The 16,400-nt window shown below is 75.8% G+C and carries 16 protein-coding genes and 1 tRNA gene; 14 read left to right on the top strand and 3 right to left on the bottom strand.

The genetic code is table 11. The features are described 5' to 3' along the window. The 10 genes from CS2_RS08190 to CS2_RS18800 all read left to right on the top strand — a co-directional run. Window positions 1-675 (top strand): FtsB family cell division protein (locus CS2_RS08190; protein ID WP_233421114.1); only part of this gene is annotated, 675 nt, incomplete at its 5' end. A gap of 132 nt (window positions 676-807) precedes the next feature. Further along, window positions 808-1,311 (top strand): DUF501 domain-containing protein, encoded by a 504-nt coding sequence (locus CS2_RS08185; protein ID WP_046531202.1) that lies wholly within the window; start codon window positions 808-810, stop codon window positions 1,309-1,311. A gap of 59 nt (window positions 1,312-1,370) precedes the next feature. Continuing rightward, window positions 1,371-2,324 carry a Ppx/GppA phosphatase family protein gene (locus tag CS2_RS08180; RefSeq protein ID WP_046530263.1) on the top strand — a complete coding sequence of 318 codons (954 nt, stop codon included), beginning with the start codon at window positions 1,371-1,373 and terminating at the stop codon, window positions 2,322-2,324. Window positions 2,325-2,579: 255 nt separating this feature from the next. Then, on the top strand, window positions 2,580-2,909 hold the full coding sequence (locus tag CS2_RS08175; protein ID WP_046530264.1) for a PadR family transcriptional regulator: 330 nt from the start codon (window positions 2,580-2,582) through the stop codon (window positions 2,907-2,909). Continuing rightward, on the top strand, window positions 2,906-4,168 hold the full coding sequence (locus CS2_RS08170; protein ID WP_070319591.1) for an HAAS signaling domain-containing protein: 1,263 nt from the start codon (window positions 2,906-2,908) through the stop codon (window positions 4,166-4,168). Before CS2_RS08175 ends, CS2_RS08170 begins: the two co-directional genes overlap by 4 nt. Window positions 4,169-4,339: 171 nt before the next feature. After that, window positions 4,340-5,794: a hemolysin family protein gene (locus CS2_RS08165; RefSeq protein ID WP_070319590.1), complete on the top strand. Its 1,455-nt coding sequence runs from the start codon at window positions 4,340-4,342 to the stop codon at window positions 5,792-5,794. A gap of 95 nt (window positions 5,795-5,889) precedes the next feature. Then, window positions 5,890-7,413, top strand: a complete 1,524-nt coding sequence (locus CS2_RS08160) for an NAD(P)/FAD-dependent oxidoreductase (protein ID WP_070319589.1) — start codon at window positions 5,890-5,892, stop codon at window positions 7,411-7,413. Between the two features lie 109 nt (window positions 7,414-7,522). Continuing rightward, a tRNA-Leu gene (locus CS2_RS08155) sits at window positions 7,523-7,596 on the top strand. 132 nt (window positions 7,597-7,728) lie between these two features. Continuing rightward, window positions 7,729-8,391, top strand: coding sequence for a DsbA family oxidoreductase (locus CS2_RS08150; protein WP_070319588.1), 663 nt, complete (start codon window positions 7,729-7,731; stop codon window positions 8,389-8,391). Beyond that, entirely contained in the window at window positions 8,384-8,566 is a 183-nt protein-coding gene (locus CS2_RS18800; RefSeq protein ID WP_156442054.1) for a hypothetical protein, read from the top strand. Before CS2_RS08150 ends, CS2_RS18800 begins: the two co-directional genes overlap by 8 nt. On the opposite strand, the gene CS2_RS08145 is transcribed toward CS2_RS18800, so the two are convergent. Continuing rightward, window positions 8,550-8,960, bottom strand: a complete 411-nt coding sequence (locus tag CS2_RS08145; RefSeq protein WP_156442052.1) for a winged helix-turn-helix transcriptional regulator — start codon at window positions 8,958-8,960, stop codon at window positions 8,550-8,552. The two genes, CS2_RS18800 and CS2_RS08145, sit on opposite strands and share 17 nt — an antisense overlap. Window positions 8,961-9,037: 77 nt before the next feature. Between CS2_RS08145 and CS2_RS08140 the strand changes: the two genes are divergently transcribed. The 3 genes from CS2_RS08140 (at window position 9,038) to CS2_RS08130 (ending at window position 11,215) form a co-directional block, all read left to right on the top strand. After that, window positions 9,038-9,700, top strand: coding sequence for an NAD(P)-dependent oxidoreductase (locus CS2_RS08140; protein ID WP_070319586.1), 663 nt, complete (start codon window positions 9,038-9,040; stop codon window positions 9,698-9,700). 97 nt (window positions 9,701-9,797) lie between these two features. Further along, the gene (locus CS2_RS08135; protein WP_070319585.1) at window positions 9,798-10,310 is read left to right on the top strand and encodes an ArsR/SmtB family transcription factor; all 513 of its coding nucleotides are present in this window, start codon (window positions 9,798-9,800) and stop codon (window positions 10,308-10,310) included. Then, entirely contained in the window at window positions 10,307-11,215 is a 909-nt protein-coding gene (locus CS2_RS08130) for a M23 family metallopeptidase (RefSeq protein ID WP_070319584.1), read from the top strand. The genes CS2_RS08135 and CS2_RS08130 overlap by 4 nt, the downstream gene beginning before the upstream one ends. 110 nt (window positions 11,216-11,325) lie before the next feature. Here the strand turns inward: CS2_RS08130 and CS2_RS08125 are convergent, their stop codons facing one another. Beyond that, window positions 11,326-11,787 carry a PLD nuclease N-terminal domain-containing protein gene (locus CS2_RS08125; RefSeq protein ID WP_082739970.1) on the bottom strand — a complete coding sequence of 154 codons (462 nt, stop codon included), beginning with the start codon at window positions 11,785-11,787 and terminating at the stop codon, window positions 11,326-11,328. Between the two features lie 270 nt (window positions 11,788-12,057). Further along, on the bottom strand, window positions 12,058-12,945 hold the full coding sequence (locus CS2_RS08120; protein WP_082739969.1) for a siderophore-interacting protein: 888 nt from the start codon (window positions 12,943-12,945) through the stop codon (window positions 12,058-12,060). A gap of 199 nt (window positions 12,946-13,144) precedes the next feature. On the opposite strand from CS2_RS08120, the gene CS2_RS08115 reads away from it, so the two are divergent. After that, window positions 13,145-16,294, top strand: a complete 3,150-nt coding sequence (locus CS2_RS08115; RefSeq protein WP_070319583.1) for an efflux RND transporter permease subunit — start codon at window positions 13,145-13,147, stop codon at window positions 16,292-16,294. Window positions 16,295-16,400: the final 106 nt, after the last annotated feature.

Raw genomic sequence — 16,400 nt, 5'->3', positions numbered from 1 at the left:
GGGGGCGCGCCGTCGGCGCCGCGGAGCACGCGTACGCCCCCGCCGCGGTCCGGCGCGGTCCCCAAGGTCGCCCCGTCGTCCTCGCGGCCCGGCGCGGGTCGGGGAGCCGCGGGCCGCTCCGGCCCGGGGCGCACCGGCACGCCGCCGCGCGGCACCGCGCGCGCCGGGACGACGCGGCTGCCCGTGCCGCGACTGTTCACGGTGCGGGCGATGGTGTTCTCGCTCGTGCTGCTGGTCGCGTTCGTGCTCGTGTACCCGACGCTCGGCACGTACCTGCAGACGCGCGCCGAGGTGCAGCAGCTGCGCAGCCAGCGCGACGCGTCCGCGGCCGAGAAGTCCGACCTGGAGGCGGAGCTGCGCCGCTGGGACGACCAGGCGTACGTGGTCGCGCAGGCGCGCGAGCGGCTGTCGTTCGTGATGCCGGGGGAGACGGCGTTCGTCGTCGTCGACCCCGAGACGGTGCCGGACGTGCCCGCGGCCGACGAGGGCCCCGTCCCGACGGCGGCCGACGGCGCGACGCGGCCCTGGTACGCGTCGGTGTGGGACTCGGTCGAGATCGCGGGCGGGCTCGACGTCGACGGCGCCGACCCCGCCGCGACCCCCGAGGCGCCGGCGCCGGACGCGCCACCGGCCGACGCGCCGTCCGGCGACGCCCCGGCGGACCCCGCCGGCTGACGGCCCGCGCGGCGCGTGGGGGATGATGGACGTCCCGCACCGACCGACGAACGGACAGCCGTGCCCGCACGACCCGACCCGACCACGCACCGCGACGTGCCCGGCCCCTCGGCCCTCCCCGCGCCCGGACCCGTGGCGCCCGGCGCGACCGACCCGGTGAGCGAGCGCGACGTCGAGGTGCTCACCGAGCAGCTCGGGCGTGCGCCGCGCGGCGTCGTGGGCGTCGCCGCGCGCTGCGTGTGCGGCCGCCCGCTCGTGGTCCGCACGGCGCCTCGGCTCGACGACGGCACGCCGTTCCCCACGACGTACTACCTCACGTCGCCGCAGGCCGTGGCCGCGGTCAGCTCGGTCGAGGCGACGGGCGTGATGAAGGAGATGACGCAGCGGCTCGCGGAGGACGACGAGCTCGCGGCCGCGCACCGGCGCGCGCACGAGGCGTATCTCGCGGACCGCGAGGCGATCGCGCACGTCCCGGAGATCGCCGGGATCTCGGCCGGTGGCATGCCGCAGCGCGTCAAGTGCCTGCACGTGCTGGTGGCGCACGCGCTGGCCGCGGGGCCGGGCGTCAACCCGATCGGCGACGAGGCGCTCGCGATGGTCGCGGACCGCTGGCGCCCCGACCGCTGCACCTGCTGAGCGCGACCGTCGGGCGGTCGCGCGCGGAGCGTGTGGGCGCGCGGTGGCACGATGACCCGGTGACACGCGTGGCAGCCATCGACTGCGGGACCAACTCCATCCGTCTGCTCGTCGCGGACGTCGACCCGGGCGCCGGGACGCTCGTCGACCTGCACCGCAGCAACGAGGTCGTGCGGCTCGGGCAGGGCGTCGACCGCACGGGCGTGCTCGCGCCCGAGGCGCTCGCGCGGACGCTCGCGGCGGCGCGCGGGTACCAGGCGGTGTGCGAGGACCTGGGGGTCGAGGCCGTGCGGTTCGTCGCGACGTCGGCGACGCGCGACGCGCGCAACCGCGAGGAGTTCGTCGCGGGCGTGCGCGACGCGCTCGGCGTGGACCCCGAGGTGATCGCCGGCGACGAGGAGGCGCGGCTGTCGTTCCGCGGAGCGACGGGTGTGCTCGCGAGCCGGTTCGACGGGCCGTTCCTCGTGGTCGACCTCGGTGGCGGCTCGACCGAGCTCGTGCTCGGCACCGACGCGCCCGAGGCCGCGCTGTCGATGGACGTGGGCTCGGTGCGGCTGACCGAGCGGCACCTGCACGACGACCCGCCGACCGCTGCGCAGGTCGCCGCGGCGGGCGCGGACGTGCGCGCCGCGCTCGACGCGGCCGCGGCGGTCGTGCCGTTGGGGCGCACGGTCACGCTCGTCGGCCTCGCGGGGTCGGTCACGACGCTCACGGCCCACGCGCTGCGGCTGGACCGGTACGACCGCGACCGCATCGACGGCGCCGTGCTGGGCGTCGACGACGTGCTCGCGGCGTGCGAGGACATGCTCGCGCGGACTCGTGACGAGCGGGCGGCGCTGCCGTACCTGCACCCGGGGCGCGTCGACGTCATCGGCGCGGGTGCGCTCGTGTGGCGCGACGTCGTGGCGCGCGTGCGCGACGAGGTCGCGGCGGCCGGGGGAGCGCTGACGCGGGTCGTGACGTCGGAGCACGACATCCTCGACGGGATCGCCTGGAGCGTCGCCGAGCGCTGAGGGCCCGCGCACCGGGTGCGCCGGGCCGGGGCCCCGTGCGCGGGGGGCGGCGCCACGGGCGGCCGCCGCGGGGGGCTCGTCGGCGTGGGCGTGACGCGGCCGTTCGCGTGAGTCCGTGGCGTGTCGTGGACAGTAGTGCGTACTGCGCACTACTGTGCGACGTGCGGGCTCTGGAGGGACGTCCGCACCACGTGCCGCCCGCCGGCCCCGGCTCCCGGGGCCGGCGGTGCGGACCGTCCGAGCGCAGGAGGGTGCATGGACACGACACAGCTGCTCAAGGGGGTGCTGGACCTTGCCGTGCTCGCGGTCGTCGCCGACGAGGACGGGTACGGCTACGACGTCGTGCGGCGGCTGCGCGCGGCGGGCATCGAGGAGGTCGGCGACGCGTCCGTGTACGGCACGCTCCGCCGCCTGTACTCGTCGGGCGCGCTGACGTCCTACGTCGTGCCGAGCGACGAGGGGCCGCACCGCAAGTACTACGGGATCAACGCGCAGGGCCGCGCCCTGCTGGCCGCGCAGCGCAAGGACTGGCAGGAGTTCGCCGGCACGATGGGGCGCCTGCTCGAGACCGAGGGGGCAGCATGACCGTCATCGACGACGCCGTGGCGCAGGACGTGCGGACGTACGCCGCGCAGGTGCGCGCCGCGCTGGCGGACCTGGGCGCCGACCAGGTCGACGACCTCACCGACGGCCTCGAGGCCAACCTGGCCGACGCGCTGGCCGACGAGCGGCGGCCGCACCGCGCGTCGCTCGTCGACGAGTTCGGCTCGCCGCACGCGTACGCGGCCGAGCTGCGCGCGGCGGCGGGCCTCGAGCACGCCGGGACCGGCCGCCGAACGGCCGGCGACGTGCTGCGCGCACCTGGCCGTCGCCTGCGGGCCGCGGCCGACGCGCTGCTGGCACGGCTGCGGATCCACGCGTGGTGGGCGCCGGTCGAGCAGTTCGCCGTGTCGCTGCGCCCGGCGTGGTGGCTCGTGCGCGCCTGGGCCGTCTACCAGCTGGTGGTGCGCGTGCTCGACACGCGACCGACGTGGCTGCCGCAGCACGGCGCCGCGTGGCTGCTGCTGCTCCTCGCCGTCGTCACGAGCGTGCAGGCGGGGCGCGGCCTGTGGTTCACGTCGCGGCCGGCGGTCGCGGCCGTGCGCGCGGCGACCGTCGTGGCGGCCGTCGCCCTGCTCCCGCTGGTGCTGTGGCACAACGGGCAGGACGCGTGGGCGCGCAGCGCCGTTGCCGCCCTCGCGTACCAGCACGGCTCCACCTCGTACCGCGTCGAGGTCCCGCAGGACGGCGTGGTGGTCGACGGCATGCCGGTGAGCAACCTGTTCGTGTACGACGCCGAGGGCAACCCGCTTTCGGACGTGCAGATCTACGACGACCGCGGGCGCCAGGTCCGCACGACGTTCGACGAGGGCACAGAGCCCTGGTTCCGCCCCGACGACGACCGGCCGTGGTACTTCGCGCCGGCCGTCGCGCAGGACGGCCGTCAGCGCTGGAACGTCTATCCGCTGCGCGGCTGGCCGGAGCAGGAGTACGTGAGCCCGGACTCGGGTGTCTACGGGCCGCCGGAGGGCGTCGCGCCGACGACGCCGCCGTTCCCCTTCGCGAAGGCGCCCACGCTGGAGGTCCCTGCCGGGTCGACTGCGGCGCCGGGGGACGGCACGGAACCGGCCGGCGGAGCCGACGGCGCCGCGGACGGGACGAGCCCGGCGCCCGGCGGGGGCGACGGGACCGCGGACGCATCGGTCGACGGTGTCGAGCCCGCGGGTGCTGTCACCGACCGCGGCGACGACCCGGCGACGCGGACGGCCGTGTCCACGACCGTCGCGCGGCGCACGGGTCGCTGACGCGGGCAGGGTCCCGCGCGGGCCCGGCGCGCGACGCGAAGGGCGTCGCGCACCGGGCCGCCGTCCCGCACGCCGCCGCGGAGCCCGCGCGACGGCGACGGCCGGCCTCTACGCTGAGGACGTCCCCGCCGCCGACCCGGACCCGCACATGACCTCGGGCAGACCCACGCCATGACCGCTGACACCTGGGCCGACATCGGCCTCGTCCTGCTGTTCATCCTCGTCGGCGGCGTGTTCGCCGGCACCGAGCTCGCGCTGGTGTCGCTGCGCGAGTCGCAGCTCGGCCAGCTCGAGAAGCAGGGCACCCGTGGCGTGCGCGTCGCGGCGGTCGCGCGGAACCCCAACCGGTTCCTCGCCGCGGTGCAGATCGGCGTGACGGTCGCGGGGTTCTTCTCGGCCGCGTTCGGGGCGTCGTCGCTCGCGCCGGCCGTCGCGCCGGTGCTCGTGTCGCTGGGGCTGCCGCGGGGCACGGCCGAGGGCGTCGCGCTGATCGCCCTCACGCTCGTCATCGCGTACCTGTCGCTCGTGCTGGGCGAGCTGGTGCCCAAGCGCATCGCGATGCAGCAGGCCGCGCGCGTGTCGCTGTGGGTGGGTCCGCCGCTCGACCGGTTCGCGGTGCTCATGACGCCGGTGATCTGGCTGCTCTCGAAGTCCACCAACGGTGTCGTCCGGCTGCTCGGCTTCGACCCGGCCGCGACGAGCGACCAGATCACCGACGAGGAGCTGCGCGACCTCGTGCGCTCGCACCCCGACCTGCCGGAGGACGAGCGGCGCCTCATCGACGACGTGTTCGACGTCGGCGACCGCTCGCTCGTCGAGGTCATGCGCCCGCGCGCCGACGTGACGTTCCTCGCCGCCGACGCGCCGATCGCCGAGGCCGCGCGGCTCGTCGGGACGCTGCCGTACTCGCGGTACCCCGTGACGGGCGAGGACTTCGACGACATCGTTGGGTTCGTGCACGTGCGCGACCTGCTCGCGCCCGTCGCGCGTGCCGTGCGCGAGGCCGAGGAGGACCCCGACACGCACGGGCGCGAGGGCGTGGTCGAGGCGATCGTCGAGGTCGCCGGCACGACGGTGGGCGACGTGACGCGGCCGATCGTGTCGCTGCCGGGCACCAACGCGGTCCTGCCGACGCTGTCGACGATGCGTCGCACGGGTGCGCACATCGCGGTCGTCGTGGACGAGTACGGCGGCACCGACGGCATCGTGACGCTCGAGGACCTGCTGGAGGAGCTGGTCGGCGACATCGTCGACGAGTACGACCCCGTGCCGGTGCGCGTGACGGGCGCCGCGGAGGTCGACGCGGGGCTGACGCTCGAGGAGTTCGCGGACCGCACGGGCGTCGCGCTGCCCGAGGGGCCGTACGAGACGGTCGCGGGGTACCTGCTGGCGCGGTTCGGGCGCATCCCGGCCGCCGGCGACGCGGTCGAGGTCGCGCCCGAGGGCGAGGGTGACGACGCGGCGGACGACGCGCCGCCGGTGCTGCTGCGCGTGCGGGTGGTCGACCGGCGCCGCATCACGCGCGTGCGCGTCGAGCGCGGTGCGGCGCCCGTCACCGAGGGCGGGACGGGCGGGGCGGGCGCCGCCGCCGACGACGGCGCCCGCGACCGGCGACCCGGGACCTGAGGCCCATCGCGACGGGCCGCGCGCGTGCTCGGTGTGCGCGGTATCACCGGCCCCGGAGGGCGCGTGGGAGCGCGTGCACGTCTACCGTATGAGGTATGCCTCAGTCGCCCTCCGCGTCCGTCGACGCCGCCCGCCCGTCCGGCGAGCTCATGCCGGCGCCCGCCGGCAAGCCCCGCAAGGTGCCGCGCGTCCTGGTCCTCGGCGGCGGCACGGTGGGCCTGTACTCGGCCCGTCGGCTGCGCCGTCGTCTCGGCAAGCGCGAGGCGGCCATCGTCGTCGTCGACCCGCGCCCGTACATGACGTACGCGCCGTTCCTGCCGGAGGCGGCCGCCGGGTCCATCGACCCCCGCAACGTCGTCGCCCCGCACCGTCGCGCGCTCAAGGGCGTCGACGTGCTGCAGGGTCACGTCACGCACATCGAGCACGCGAACCGCCGCGTGCAGATCACGCCCATCGAGGGCGAGCCGTACTGGGTGACGTACGACCACCTGGTCGTCGGCCTCGGCTCGGTCGCGCGCACGCTGCCGATCCCCGGCCTCGCCGAGGTCGCGATCGGCTTCAAGAACGTCGAGGAGGCCATCGCGGTCCGCAACCACGTGCTGGGCCGCATCGACGTCGCGGCGTCCACGTGGGACCCGGAGCTGCGGCGGCGCATGCTGACCTTCGTGTTCGTCGGCGGCGGCTTCGCGGGCGTCGAGGCGCTCGGCGAGGTCGAGGACATGGCGCGCTACGCGGTGCGCAAGTACAAGCAGATCGAGCAGGACGAGCTGCGCTTCGTGCTCGTCGAGGGCAGCCCGCGCATCCTCCCCGAGGTGAGCGAGGAGCTGGGCGGCTACACGCTCGAGCAGCTCCGCAAGCGCGACATCGAGATCTTCCTGTCGACGTTCCTGTCGTCCTGCGTCGACGGGCACATCGTGCTGTCGAACGGCACCGAGTTCGACGCCGAGACGGTCGTGTGGACGGCGGGCGTCAAGGCCAACCCGGTGCTGCAGGAGTCGGACCTGCCGCTGGACAAGATGGGCCGCGTCATCTGCAACGCCGAGCTGCAGGTGACCACCGAGGACGGCACGGTCGTGGCCGACGCGTGGTCGGCGGGCGACTGCGCCGCGGTGCCCGACCTTTACAACCCCGGCAAGTTCTGCCCGCCCAACGCGCAGCACGCGCTGCGGCAGGGCAACCACATCGGCGACAACCTCGCCGTCGTGCTCCGCTCGGGCCGCCCGACGCCGTACAAGCACAAGAACGTCGGCGCGGTCGCGTCGCTCGGCATGTACAAGGGTGTCGCGCAGATGTTCGGCCGCATCAAGGTCCGCGGCTTCCTGGCGTGGGTCCTGCACCGCACGTACCACGTGTTCGCGATGCCGACGTTCAACCGCAAGCTGCGGATCGCCGCGGGCTGGACCGGGTCGGTGCTGCTGCGCCGCGAGGTCGTCGCGCTGGGGTCGCTGCACGACCCGCGCGCCGAGTTCCGCGCCGCGTCGGTGCCGCCGAAGCCCAAGGTCGAGCAGAGCGCGCAGGGCACGGCCCCGACCGACGGCGCCACCGCGGCGCCCTCGTTGCCGCCGTCCAAGGCCGAGAAGGGCTCCCCGGCGGAGAAGGGCGACGCGCACGCGTCCTGACGCCCGCCCGCCGCCGACGCCCCCGCGACCCGCCGTGGTCGCGGGGGCGTCGTGCGTCCCGGGTCCCGTGCCGCACGTGGGGCCCGCGCGCTGGCAGGATGACGGGCGCGCCCCCGTAGCCCAACCGGCAGAGGCAACCGGCTTAAACCCGGTCCAGTCCGGGTTCGAACCCCGGCGGGGGCACCCGACGCCCGAGGCTCGAGCCGCGCGGAGCCCGCGAGGTGACGCACCTCGAAGTGCCTTTTGTACGCCCCCTCGAACGCACGCATCATGGCGTTACGCACCGACAGTGCGGCATGACGAGGGGAGTGGCAGATGCGTGAGCAGGACCGGCCCGTGGTCGTCGAGGTGTGGACCGACCTGGGGTGCCCGTGGTGCTACGTCGGGAAGCACCGGCTCCAGGCCGCGATCGAGCGACGGCCGGACGCCGACCGCTTCGAGGTCAGGCTCCGGTCGTTCGAGCTGAACCCCGGCGCACCCCGTGAGCCGGAGACCATCGAGAGCGCCTTCATCCGCTCCCACGGCGGTGACGCGACGGTGGTGCGCGACGCCGAGCGGCGCATCCAGGCGCTCGCGCGGAGCGAGGGCCTGGAGTTCTCGCTCGACCGCCTCGACGCCAACACGTTCGACGTCCACCGCGTGCTGCACCTCGCGAACGAGCAGGGCTTGGGGACGGCCTTCTTCTCGGCGCTGCAGGACCGGTTCTTCGCCGGGACGGTCGACCCGTTCGACCCCGACGCGCTCGTGCACGTGGCCGAGTCGGTCGGCCTGGACGGCGACCGCGTGCGGCAGGTCCTCGCGGGTACGGAGTACGCCGCGGACGTGCACGCGGACCGCGCCGAGGGTGCGGCGCTGGGCCTGACGGGCGTGCCGTTCGTGGTCGTCGACCGGCAGGTCGCGGTGCCCGGCGCGCAGTCCGTCGAGACGTACGGGCAGGTCCTCGACCAGGTCGCCGCGAAGGTCGACGTCCGTGGCTGAGCCGGTACGCCCGCTGCTCGTGGTCGCGGGAGACCCCGCGGGGATGTGCGACCCCGAGACGGGCGCCTGCGCGCTCCCGGCCCGGCCGGACGAGCCGTCCGGTGCCGACGCCCCGAGCGGTCCGGGTGCGTCGGCCGGCGGCGAGCGGCCCGTCGGGGTCAACCCGCCCGCGTAGCCGCCCGCCCCACGCCCGTGGTCGCGTGCGCGCGGCGGTGCGCCGCGATCGTGCCGTGGTGCTCGGCGGCCCACCCCGCCAAGGGCATGACGGACGCCAGGAGCGACCGGCCGAGGTCCGTGAGCTCGTAGACCACGCGCGGCGGCACCTCGGGGTACGCGGTCCGGGTCACGAGGCCGTCGCGCTCGAGCTCCTTGAGCGTCACGGTCAGCATCCGCTGCGAGATCCCGGGGACGCTCGCCTGGAGGTCCGAGTACCGCAGCGGGCCCGCGCCCAGCGTGCTGACGACCAGGACCGTCCACTTGTCACCGATCCGGTCCAGCACCTCCCGGATGAAAGCGCTGTCCTCCGGCCACGCCGTGCACGGGCCCGCGATCGTCCGCTGCGTCGCCATCCCGACCATCCCTACCTACCGATCCGACCGTTACCGCACCAACAGTAACTCTTACGACACCACAGGAGAACCCCCCCATGAGCACCCTGCTCGTGCTGGGCGGCAGCGGCCGCACCGGCATCCACGTCCTGTCCCACGCCGCCGCCCGCGGGCACCGGGTCCGCGCCCTGGTCCGTGACCCTGCCGCGCTCGACGCACCCGCCGGCGTCGAGCTGGTCGCGGGCACGCCGGCCGACATCGACGACATCCGCCGGGCGGCGGAAGGCGCCGAGGCCGTCATCAGCGTGCTGAACAACGCCCGCGCGTCGGACAACCCGTGGGCCAGGCCCGTCAGCCCGCCGCACTTCATGACCGACGCCGCGCGCGCCACCCTGGCGGTGATGGCCGAGCAGGGCATCACGCGCTTCGTGGCGACGTCCACCCAGGGTGTCGCCGAGGACCGCGCGCACCTCAACCCGGTCATGCGGGGGCTCATCGCGATCTCGAACATCAAGGCCGGCTTCGAGGACCACGCCGGCGTCGACGCGCTGCTGCGGGCGTCCGACGTCGACTGGACGCTGGCCCGCGCCGTCGCGCTCTCCGACAAGCCCGCGCGGGGGCCCCTGCGCGCCGCCGTGCGGGGTGCCGAGAAGCCCGCGACGTTCGTCAACCGCCGGGACCTCGCCGGGTTCCTCGTCGACGTCGTCGAGCAGGGCACCTGGGTCCGTCAGGCCCCGCTGGTCTGGAGCGCCCGAGGCTGACCGCTCCGCCGGGGCCGCCGTCCGTGACCACCCGGCGCGGCGGCCGCCCCAGCCCTGGAGGAATTTCGGAATTCCGTGATTCCGGTAGCCTGGGTGCATGGACGACCTGCTCGCGCGCGTGGCCACGCTCGAGGAGCGCGTCGCCGCGCTCGAAGCCGCGCCCACGACGACGACCCCGCCCCTCGACACCGACGCCGACGACCGGTTCTGGGCGCTCACGGGCCTCACGGCCCGCGTCGACCGCCCCGCGTCGAGCGGCGCGGTCATGATGGTCGGCGACGTCCGCACGCCCGCGGGCGACGAGGCCCGGTGGCAGTACGCGCTGACCACCGACCACCTGCTCGCCGCCGACTGGTCCGACCTCGCGCCCGTGCTCGCGGCGCTCGGGCACCCCGTGCGGCTCGCGCTGCTGCGCGCGGTCCTCGACGGCGCCCGCACGGCGCGCGAGCTCGCCGACGCGGTCGACGTGGGCTCGACCGGTCAGGTGTACCACCACCTGCGCCAGCTCCAGGCGGCCGGCTGGCTGCGCGCGGCGGCCGGCGGCGAGCACGTCGTGCCCGCCGAGCGGCTCGTCCCGCTGCTCACGACCCTGCTGGCGGCGGTCCGATGAGCGCCGCACCGCCGACCGGGGCCGGGTCGCGTCCCGAGCCCCGCTCCGAGTCCCGCACTGCGCCGCTCGACGGGCCTCGACGCGCCGTCGCGGGGCTCATGCCCGTGTGGTTCTGGGGCGTCCTCGCCTGGATCGTCGTCGGCCGCGTGCTCGACCCGCACCCGGTGGTGTGGTTCGCGGGCGCCGCGGTCCTCGTGGGTCTGTCGTTCGTCCGGCCGCCACGCGTCGAGCGCGACCCCGTCGAGGTCGCGTCACCGCTGCGGGGCCGCTGGACCGTCGTCAACAGCCCGGCCGACCAGGTGCCGAGCCACGGCATCCGGGCCTACGGCCAGACGTACGCGATCGACGTGCTGCTGCCCAGCCCGCCGGGGACGCCCGCGACCGTCCCGTGGCGCGGTGGCTTCCCCCGGCCCGAGACGTTCCCCTCGTTCGGCCGTCCCGTGCACGCGGTCGCCGACGGCACGGTCGTGCGCGTGGTCGACGGCCGGCGCGACCACCGGGGCCGCACGTCCTGGCCCGCGCTCGCGTACCTCATGACCGTCGAGGCGACGCGCGACCTCGGCGGCCCCTCGGCCGTCGTCGGCAACCACGTGGTGCTCGACCACGGCGACGGCGTGTTCTCGCTGGTCGCGCACCTGCGACGCGGCAGCGCACGCGTGCGGCCCGGGCAGCGCGTCGCCGCCGGGGACGTGCTGGGCGAGGTCGGCAACTCCGGCAACTCGAGCGAGCCGCACCTGCACGTGCAGCTCATGGACCGCCCCCAGCCGCTGCGCGCGGCCGGCATCCCGTTCCGGTGGCGCGACGCGCGCGTGCTGCCCGACGTCACCGACCCGTCCCGCGCGACGACCGTCCGCACCGAGATCACGCCCGGCCTCCCGGCCGCGGGGCAGGTCGTCGAGATGTGAGGTGCGCCGATCCCGGGGCGGTCACGGGCCGGAGTCGACGCGGCTGCGAGTGACGCGGGTCGGGGGTGACCCGGATCGGACGCGACCCGGCTCGGCCCGGAGGGTCAAGATCAGACGCGACCTGGCCCGGCGCCGTCGTCGCCGGCCGCTCCGTGCGGGCCGGCCGCGCCCTGCTCACCGCCGGCCGTCTCGGACGCGCCGGCCGCGCCCTGCTCGCGGGCGCGCAGCTGCGCCTCCCAGTCGCGCAGCATCTGCTCGTGCAGCTCGTCCGACCGTCGCTCCTCGGCGCGCCGCCGCTCCTCCGCGGCCGCGTCGTCGCCGTACCGGCGGGGGCGCTCGTGCTCCGGGAAGCCGGCGGTCGCCGTCGACGGCCACGGCACGTGCGTGCGCGGGGTGAGCGGCCGTCCCGCGACGAGCCACGCCACGCCCCCGGCGATCGGCAGCACGACGATGAGGACGACCCACCAGCCCTTCGACAGGTTGCGCACGCGGTCGGGGTCGGACTGGAGGCAGTCGATCAGGCAGTACACGAGCAGGGCGACCTGGACGATCACGGGCAGGGCGCGCAGCATCGAGGCCTCCTGGCAGGTGTCACGGGAAGCAGCACCGTAGCGCCCCGGTGGGGGCGGCGTCCGGCGTACGGCGGCTCGCCCGCGCTGCTCGACCGGTGCCCGGCACCGCGAGTGCGGTACTCGTCCGCCGAGCGCGGTGGACACGTGTGCCGCACTCGGGGAACGTGTGCCGCACTCGCGGTCCGGTCCGGTCTTGGCCGATCCGGTCCCGACGGGCGGTGGGTGTACCGCGCTCGGCGGTCCGTTCCCGGTCCGGGTGGGGCGGGTGTCTCAGGCGAGTCCCGCGGCCGCCTCCGCGGCCTCGATCTGCGCGTTCCACGCGCGCTTGCCCGCGCGCCACCCCTCGTCGTCGGCACCGAGGCGCCAGTAGCCGGAGATCGACAGGTCCTCGCGCGCGACGCCGCGCTCGGTGCGCAGGTAGGCGCGCAGGTCCTTGACCGCGCCCGCCTCGCCGTGCACGAACGCGCCGACCCGGCCGGCGGGCCAGGCCCAGGCCCGGACGGCGGCCGGCAGCGTCGAGCCCGCGGGGGCGTCGCCGTGGTGCAGCCACGTGACGGTGACGCCCGCGGGCGCGTCGAGGGCGATCTCGTCGTCCGGGCCGTGCACCTCGACGAACGCGGTGCCGACCGCGTCGCGCGGCAGCCGCTCGAGGCCGACGGCCACGGCCGGCAGCGCGCTCGCGTCGCCGACCAGCAGGTGCGCGTCGACGCCGGGGCGCGGGTCCCAGGCACCCCCAGGGCCGTGGACGAGAACACGGTCGGCGGGGACGGCCGCGGCCGCCCAGGGCCCGGCGAGGCCCTCGTCGCCGTGCACGACGAGGTCGACGGTCAGCTCGTGCGCGGCGGCGTCCCACGCGCGGACCGTGTACGCGCGCTGCCGGGGCTGGACGCCCGCGGGCAGCAGCGCACGCAGCCCCGCGAGGTCGACCCGGCCGTCCGGGGCGAGCGGGCAGTCGTCGAGCACGCCCGCGGGCACGAAGCCGAGCTTGACGTAGGAGTCCGCGCACGTCGGCGCCGTCAGCGGGCGCAGCGACGGCCCGCCGAGCACGACGCGCACGAGGTGCGGCGTGAGCCGTTCCGTCCGCACCACCTCGCCCAGGACGGGCGCGGGGCGCCCGGTGGGGGCGACGGGCAGGGCGGCCGGGCCGGTGGTGCTCATGAGGCGAGCCTAACCTCGGGCGTCGCCCGCACCTGGCGGCCGGCGTCGGGTGTGAGGCGGACCACGTCACCGCGTCAGGAACCCCTTGCCCGGGGCGGCCGTTGCCCAGACTGGTGCCGACGTCCCTGCACCGCCGTACCCTCGACGTGCCTGCGCCGTCGACGTCCCCGCCGGCCCGCCGGCGAGCCCCGGAGGAACCGTGTCCCGCCTCGCCCGGCTGTCCCTGGCCAACCGCTCCGTCGTCGCGCTGGTCACCGTGGCCATCGCGGTGTTCGGCTGGTTCAGCCTCGGCTCCCTCAAGCAGGAGCTCATCCCGTCGCTGCAGATCCCGACCGCCGTGGTCGTCGCGGTCGACCCGGGCTCGTCGCCCGACCTCGTCGAGCAGCAGCTCACCGAGCCGATCGAGCAGGCGCTGTCGTCCGTCGACGACGTCGAGTCGGTGACCTCGACGTCCGCGACGTCGGTGTCGACGACGACCGTGCAGCTCACGTACGGCGTCGACGTCGACGCCCGCGCGCAGGAGATCCAACGCGCGGTCGACCGCATCCGCTCGTCGCTGCCCGACGGCGTCGAGCCGACCGTGCTCACCGGGTCGATCGACGACCTCCCGGTCGTGCAGCTCGCGGTCGCCGGCACCCCCGACGACGTGCGCGAGGGCGAGGACCCGCAGGCCGCGCTCGCGCGCGTCGTGAAGGACGTCGTCGCGCCGCGGCTCGAGCAGGTGCCCGGTGTGCGGGACGTCGCCGTGACGGGCGTCGCCGAGCAGGCCGTGACGATCACGCTCGACCTGCCCGCGCTCACCGCGGCGGGACTGTCGCCCACGGCCGTCCAGACCGTGCTGCAGGACAACGGCGTCGTGCTGCCCACCGGCACGGTCGACGACGGCGACCGCACGCTCTCGGTGCAGGCGGGCTCGGAGATCACGTCGGTCGACGACCTGCGCGCGCTGCCGCTGCTCGGCGCCGCCGGGCCGGTGACCCTGGGCGACGTCGCGGACGTCGTGGTCGCGCCGGTGCCCGCCACGAGCTTCTCGCGCCTCGACGGCGAGCCCGCGCTCGCGGTCGCGCTCACCAAGACCCCGGCGGGCAACACGGTCGACGTGTCGCACGGCGCGCAGCAGGCGGTCGACGACCTGCGCGCGCAGCTCGGCGACGGCGTCGACGTCGCCGTGGTGTTCGACCAGGCGCCGTTCATCGAGGAGTCCATCGAGGGCCTGGCCACCGAGGGCGGGCTCGGGCTGCTGTTCGCGGTCGTCGTGATCCTGCTGTTCCTCGCGTCGCTGCGCTCGACCCTGGTGTCGGCGGTGTCGATCCCGCTGTCGCTGCTCGTGACGTTCATCGGGCTGCGCCTGACCGGCTACTCGCTCAACATCCTCACGCTCGGCGCGATGACCATCGCGATCGGTCGCGTGGTCGACGACTCGATCGTCGTCATCGAGAACATCAAGCGGCACCTGTCGTACGGCGAGCCGAAGCGCGACGCGATCGTCACGGCCGTGCGCGAGGTCGCCGCGGCGATCACCGCGTCCACGGTCGCGACGATCGCGGTGTTCCTGCCGATCGGCCTGGTCGGCGGCATGGTCGGCGAGCTGTTCCGGCCGTTCGCGTTCACCACGGCCATCGCGCTCGCGGCGTCGCTGCTGGTGTCGCTGACGATCGTGCCGGTGCTCGCGTACTGGTTCGTGCGCGCCGACGCGGCCGACCCCGCGCAGGCCGAGCGCGTGCGCGCCGAGGCGGAGGCGAAGGAGCGCCGCTCGTGGATGCAGCGCGGGTACCTCGCGACGTTGCGCGGCGCGCTCGCGCACCCCGTCGTGACGATCGTCGCCGCGCTCGTCGTGTTCGGCGGCACGGTCGGGCTCGCGTCCCGGCTCGAGACGAACTTCCTCGGCGACGCCGGGCAGGACACGCTCACGGTCACGCAGACGTTCCCGCCGGCGACGTCGCTCGAGGCGCAGGACGCCGCGGCGCGCGTCGTCGAGGACGCGCTGGCCGACGTCGACGGCGTCGAGACCGTGCAGACCACGGTCGGCTCGTCGGGCGGGATCGAGGCCGCGTTCTCGGGCGGCGGTGCGCTGCGCGCGACGTTCGCGCTCACCCTCGCGGCGGACTCCGACAACGCCGAGGTCACCGACGACGTGCGCGCGGCCGTCGCCGACCTGCCCGCCGGCACCGCCGGTGACGTCGTCGTGGCCGGCGCCGACGCGGCGTTCGGGTCCTCGACCGTCGACGTGGTCGTGCAGTCCGACGACCCCGACGAGCTCGCGGCGCTCGCGGACCGCGTGCGGGACGTCGTGGCCGGCGTCGAGGGCACCACCGACGTGACGAACGACCTCGCCGCCGACCAGCCGACCGTGCAGGTCACGGTCGACCGTGCGGCGGCGGCCGCGGCCGGGCTCACCGAGACCCAGGTGGTCGGCACCGTCGCCGGGCTCATGTCGCCGCGGCCCGTCGGCACGGTCGATCTGGGCGCGGGCCCGCTCGACGTCACGGTCGTGACCCTCCCCGCCCCGGCGAGCGTCGCCGAGCTCGAGCAGCTCGTGCTGCCCACGCCCACGGGGGTCGTGCCGCTGACCGCCGTGGCGAGCGTCGCGCAGGTCGAGGTGCCCGTGTCCACGACCCGCATCGACGGCGAGCGCGCCGCGACGGTCTCGGCGACCCCGGCGGACCAGGACCTCGGTGCGCTCACGCAGCGCCTGACCGCCGCGCTCGAGGACGTCGACGTGCCCGCGGGCGCGAGCGTCGAGGTCGGCGGCGTCGCGGCCGACCAGGCCGACGCGTTCTCCGACCTCGGGCTCGCGCTGCTGATCGCGATCGCGATCGTCTACGTGGTCATGGTCGCGACGTTCCGGTCGCTCCTGCAGCCGGTGATCCTCATGGTGTCGGTGCCGTTCGCGGCGACCGGCGCGCTGCTGGGCCTGCTGCTCACGGGCACGCCGCTGGGCGTGCCGGCGCTGATCGGCGTGCTCATGCTCATCGGCGTCGTCGTCACCAACGCGATCGTGCTGGTCGACCTCGTCAACCAGTACCGCGAGCGGGGGCGCGACCTCGACGAGGCCGTGACCGAGGGCGCCCGCAAGCGCCTGCGGCCCATCGTCATGACCGCGGCGGCGACGATCTTCGCGCTCGTGCCGATGGCGCTCGGCCTGACCGGCGGTGGCGTGTTCATCTCGCGGCCGCTCGCGATCGTCGTCATCGGCGGCCTGTTCACCTCGACGCTGCTGACGCTCGTGCTCGTGCCGGTGCTCTACACGCTCGTCGAGCGGGCGCGGCTGCGGGCGGGGGCCCGGCGGGCGGCGCGTCGCGAGGCACGCGCCGGGGTCGCGGGCACGCACGGCGCGCACGCGGCCTGACGGCCCGGGCGGTCCGACCCCTCGGGTGCTCGGGCGGCCGGACGTACGAACACCCCGGCGCACGAGCCCCGGACGCACGAACGCGGCGCACCGCCGTCCCCCTCCA

It is taken from the genome of Cellulomonas iranensis NBRC 101100 = JCM 18110 (assembly GCF_001552375.1).
GTDB lineage: Bacteria > Actinomycetota > Actinomycetes > Actinomycetales > Cellulomonadaceae > Cellulomonas > Cellulomonas iranensis.
Note: the sequence above shows the minus strand (reverse complement) of the source record. Positions and strands in the feature narration are given on the sequence as shown.

Excerpts from the sequence above, each read along its gene's own strand:
- CS2_RS08150 (WP_070319588.1), top strand. The coding sequence starts at position 7,729 with ATGCGTGAGCAGGACCGGCCCGTGGTCGTCGAGGTGTGGACCGACCTG.
- CS2_RS08145 (WP_156442052.1), bottom strand. The coding sequence starts at position 8,960 with ATGGCGACGCAGCGGACGATCGCGGGCCCGTGCACGGCGTGGCCGGAG.
- CS2_RS08165 (WP_070319590.1), top strand. The coding sequence starts at position 4,340 with ATGACCGCTGACACCTGGGCCGACATCGGCCTCGTCCTGCTGTTCATC.
- CS2_RS08125 (WP_082739970.1), bottom strand. The coding sequence starts at position 11,787 with ATGCTGCGCGCCCTGCCCGTGATCGTCCAGGTCGCCCTGCTCGTGTAC.
- CS2_RS08120 (WP_082739969.1), bottom strand. The coding sequence starts at position 12,945 with ATGAGCACCACCGGCCCGGCCGCCCTGCCCGTCGCCCCCACCGGGCGC.
- CS2_RS08135 (WP_070319585.1), top strand. The coding sequence starts at position 9,798 with ATGGACGACCTGCTCGCGCGCGTGGCCACGCTCGAGGAGCGCGTCGCC.
- CS2_RS08160 (WP_070319589.1), top strand. The coding sequence starts at position 5,890 with ATGCCTCAGTCGCCCTCCGCGTCCGTCGACGCCGCCCGCCCGTCCGGC.
- CS2_RS08130 (WP_070319584.1), top strand. The coding sequence starts at position 10,307 with ATGAGCGCCGCACCGCCGACCGGGGCCGGGTCGCGTCCCGAGCCCCGC.
- CS2_RS08170 (WP_070319591.1), top strand. The coding sequence starts at position 2,906 with ATGACCGTCATCGACGACGCCGTGGCGCAGGACGTGCGGACGTACGCC.
- CS2_RS08175 (WP_046530264.1), top strand. The coding sequence starts at position 2,580 with ATGGACACGACACAGCTGCTCAAGGGGGTGCTGGACCTTGCCGTGCTC.
- CS2_RS08140 (WP_070319586.1), top strand. The coding sequence starts at position 9,038 with ATGAGCACCCTGCTCGTGCTGGGCGGCAGCGGCCGCACCGGCATCCAC.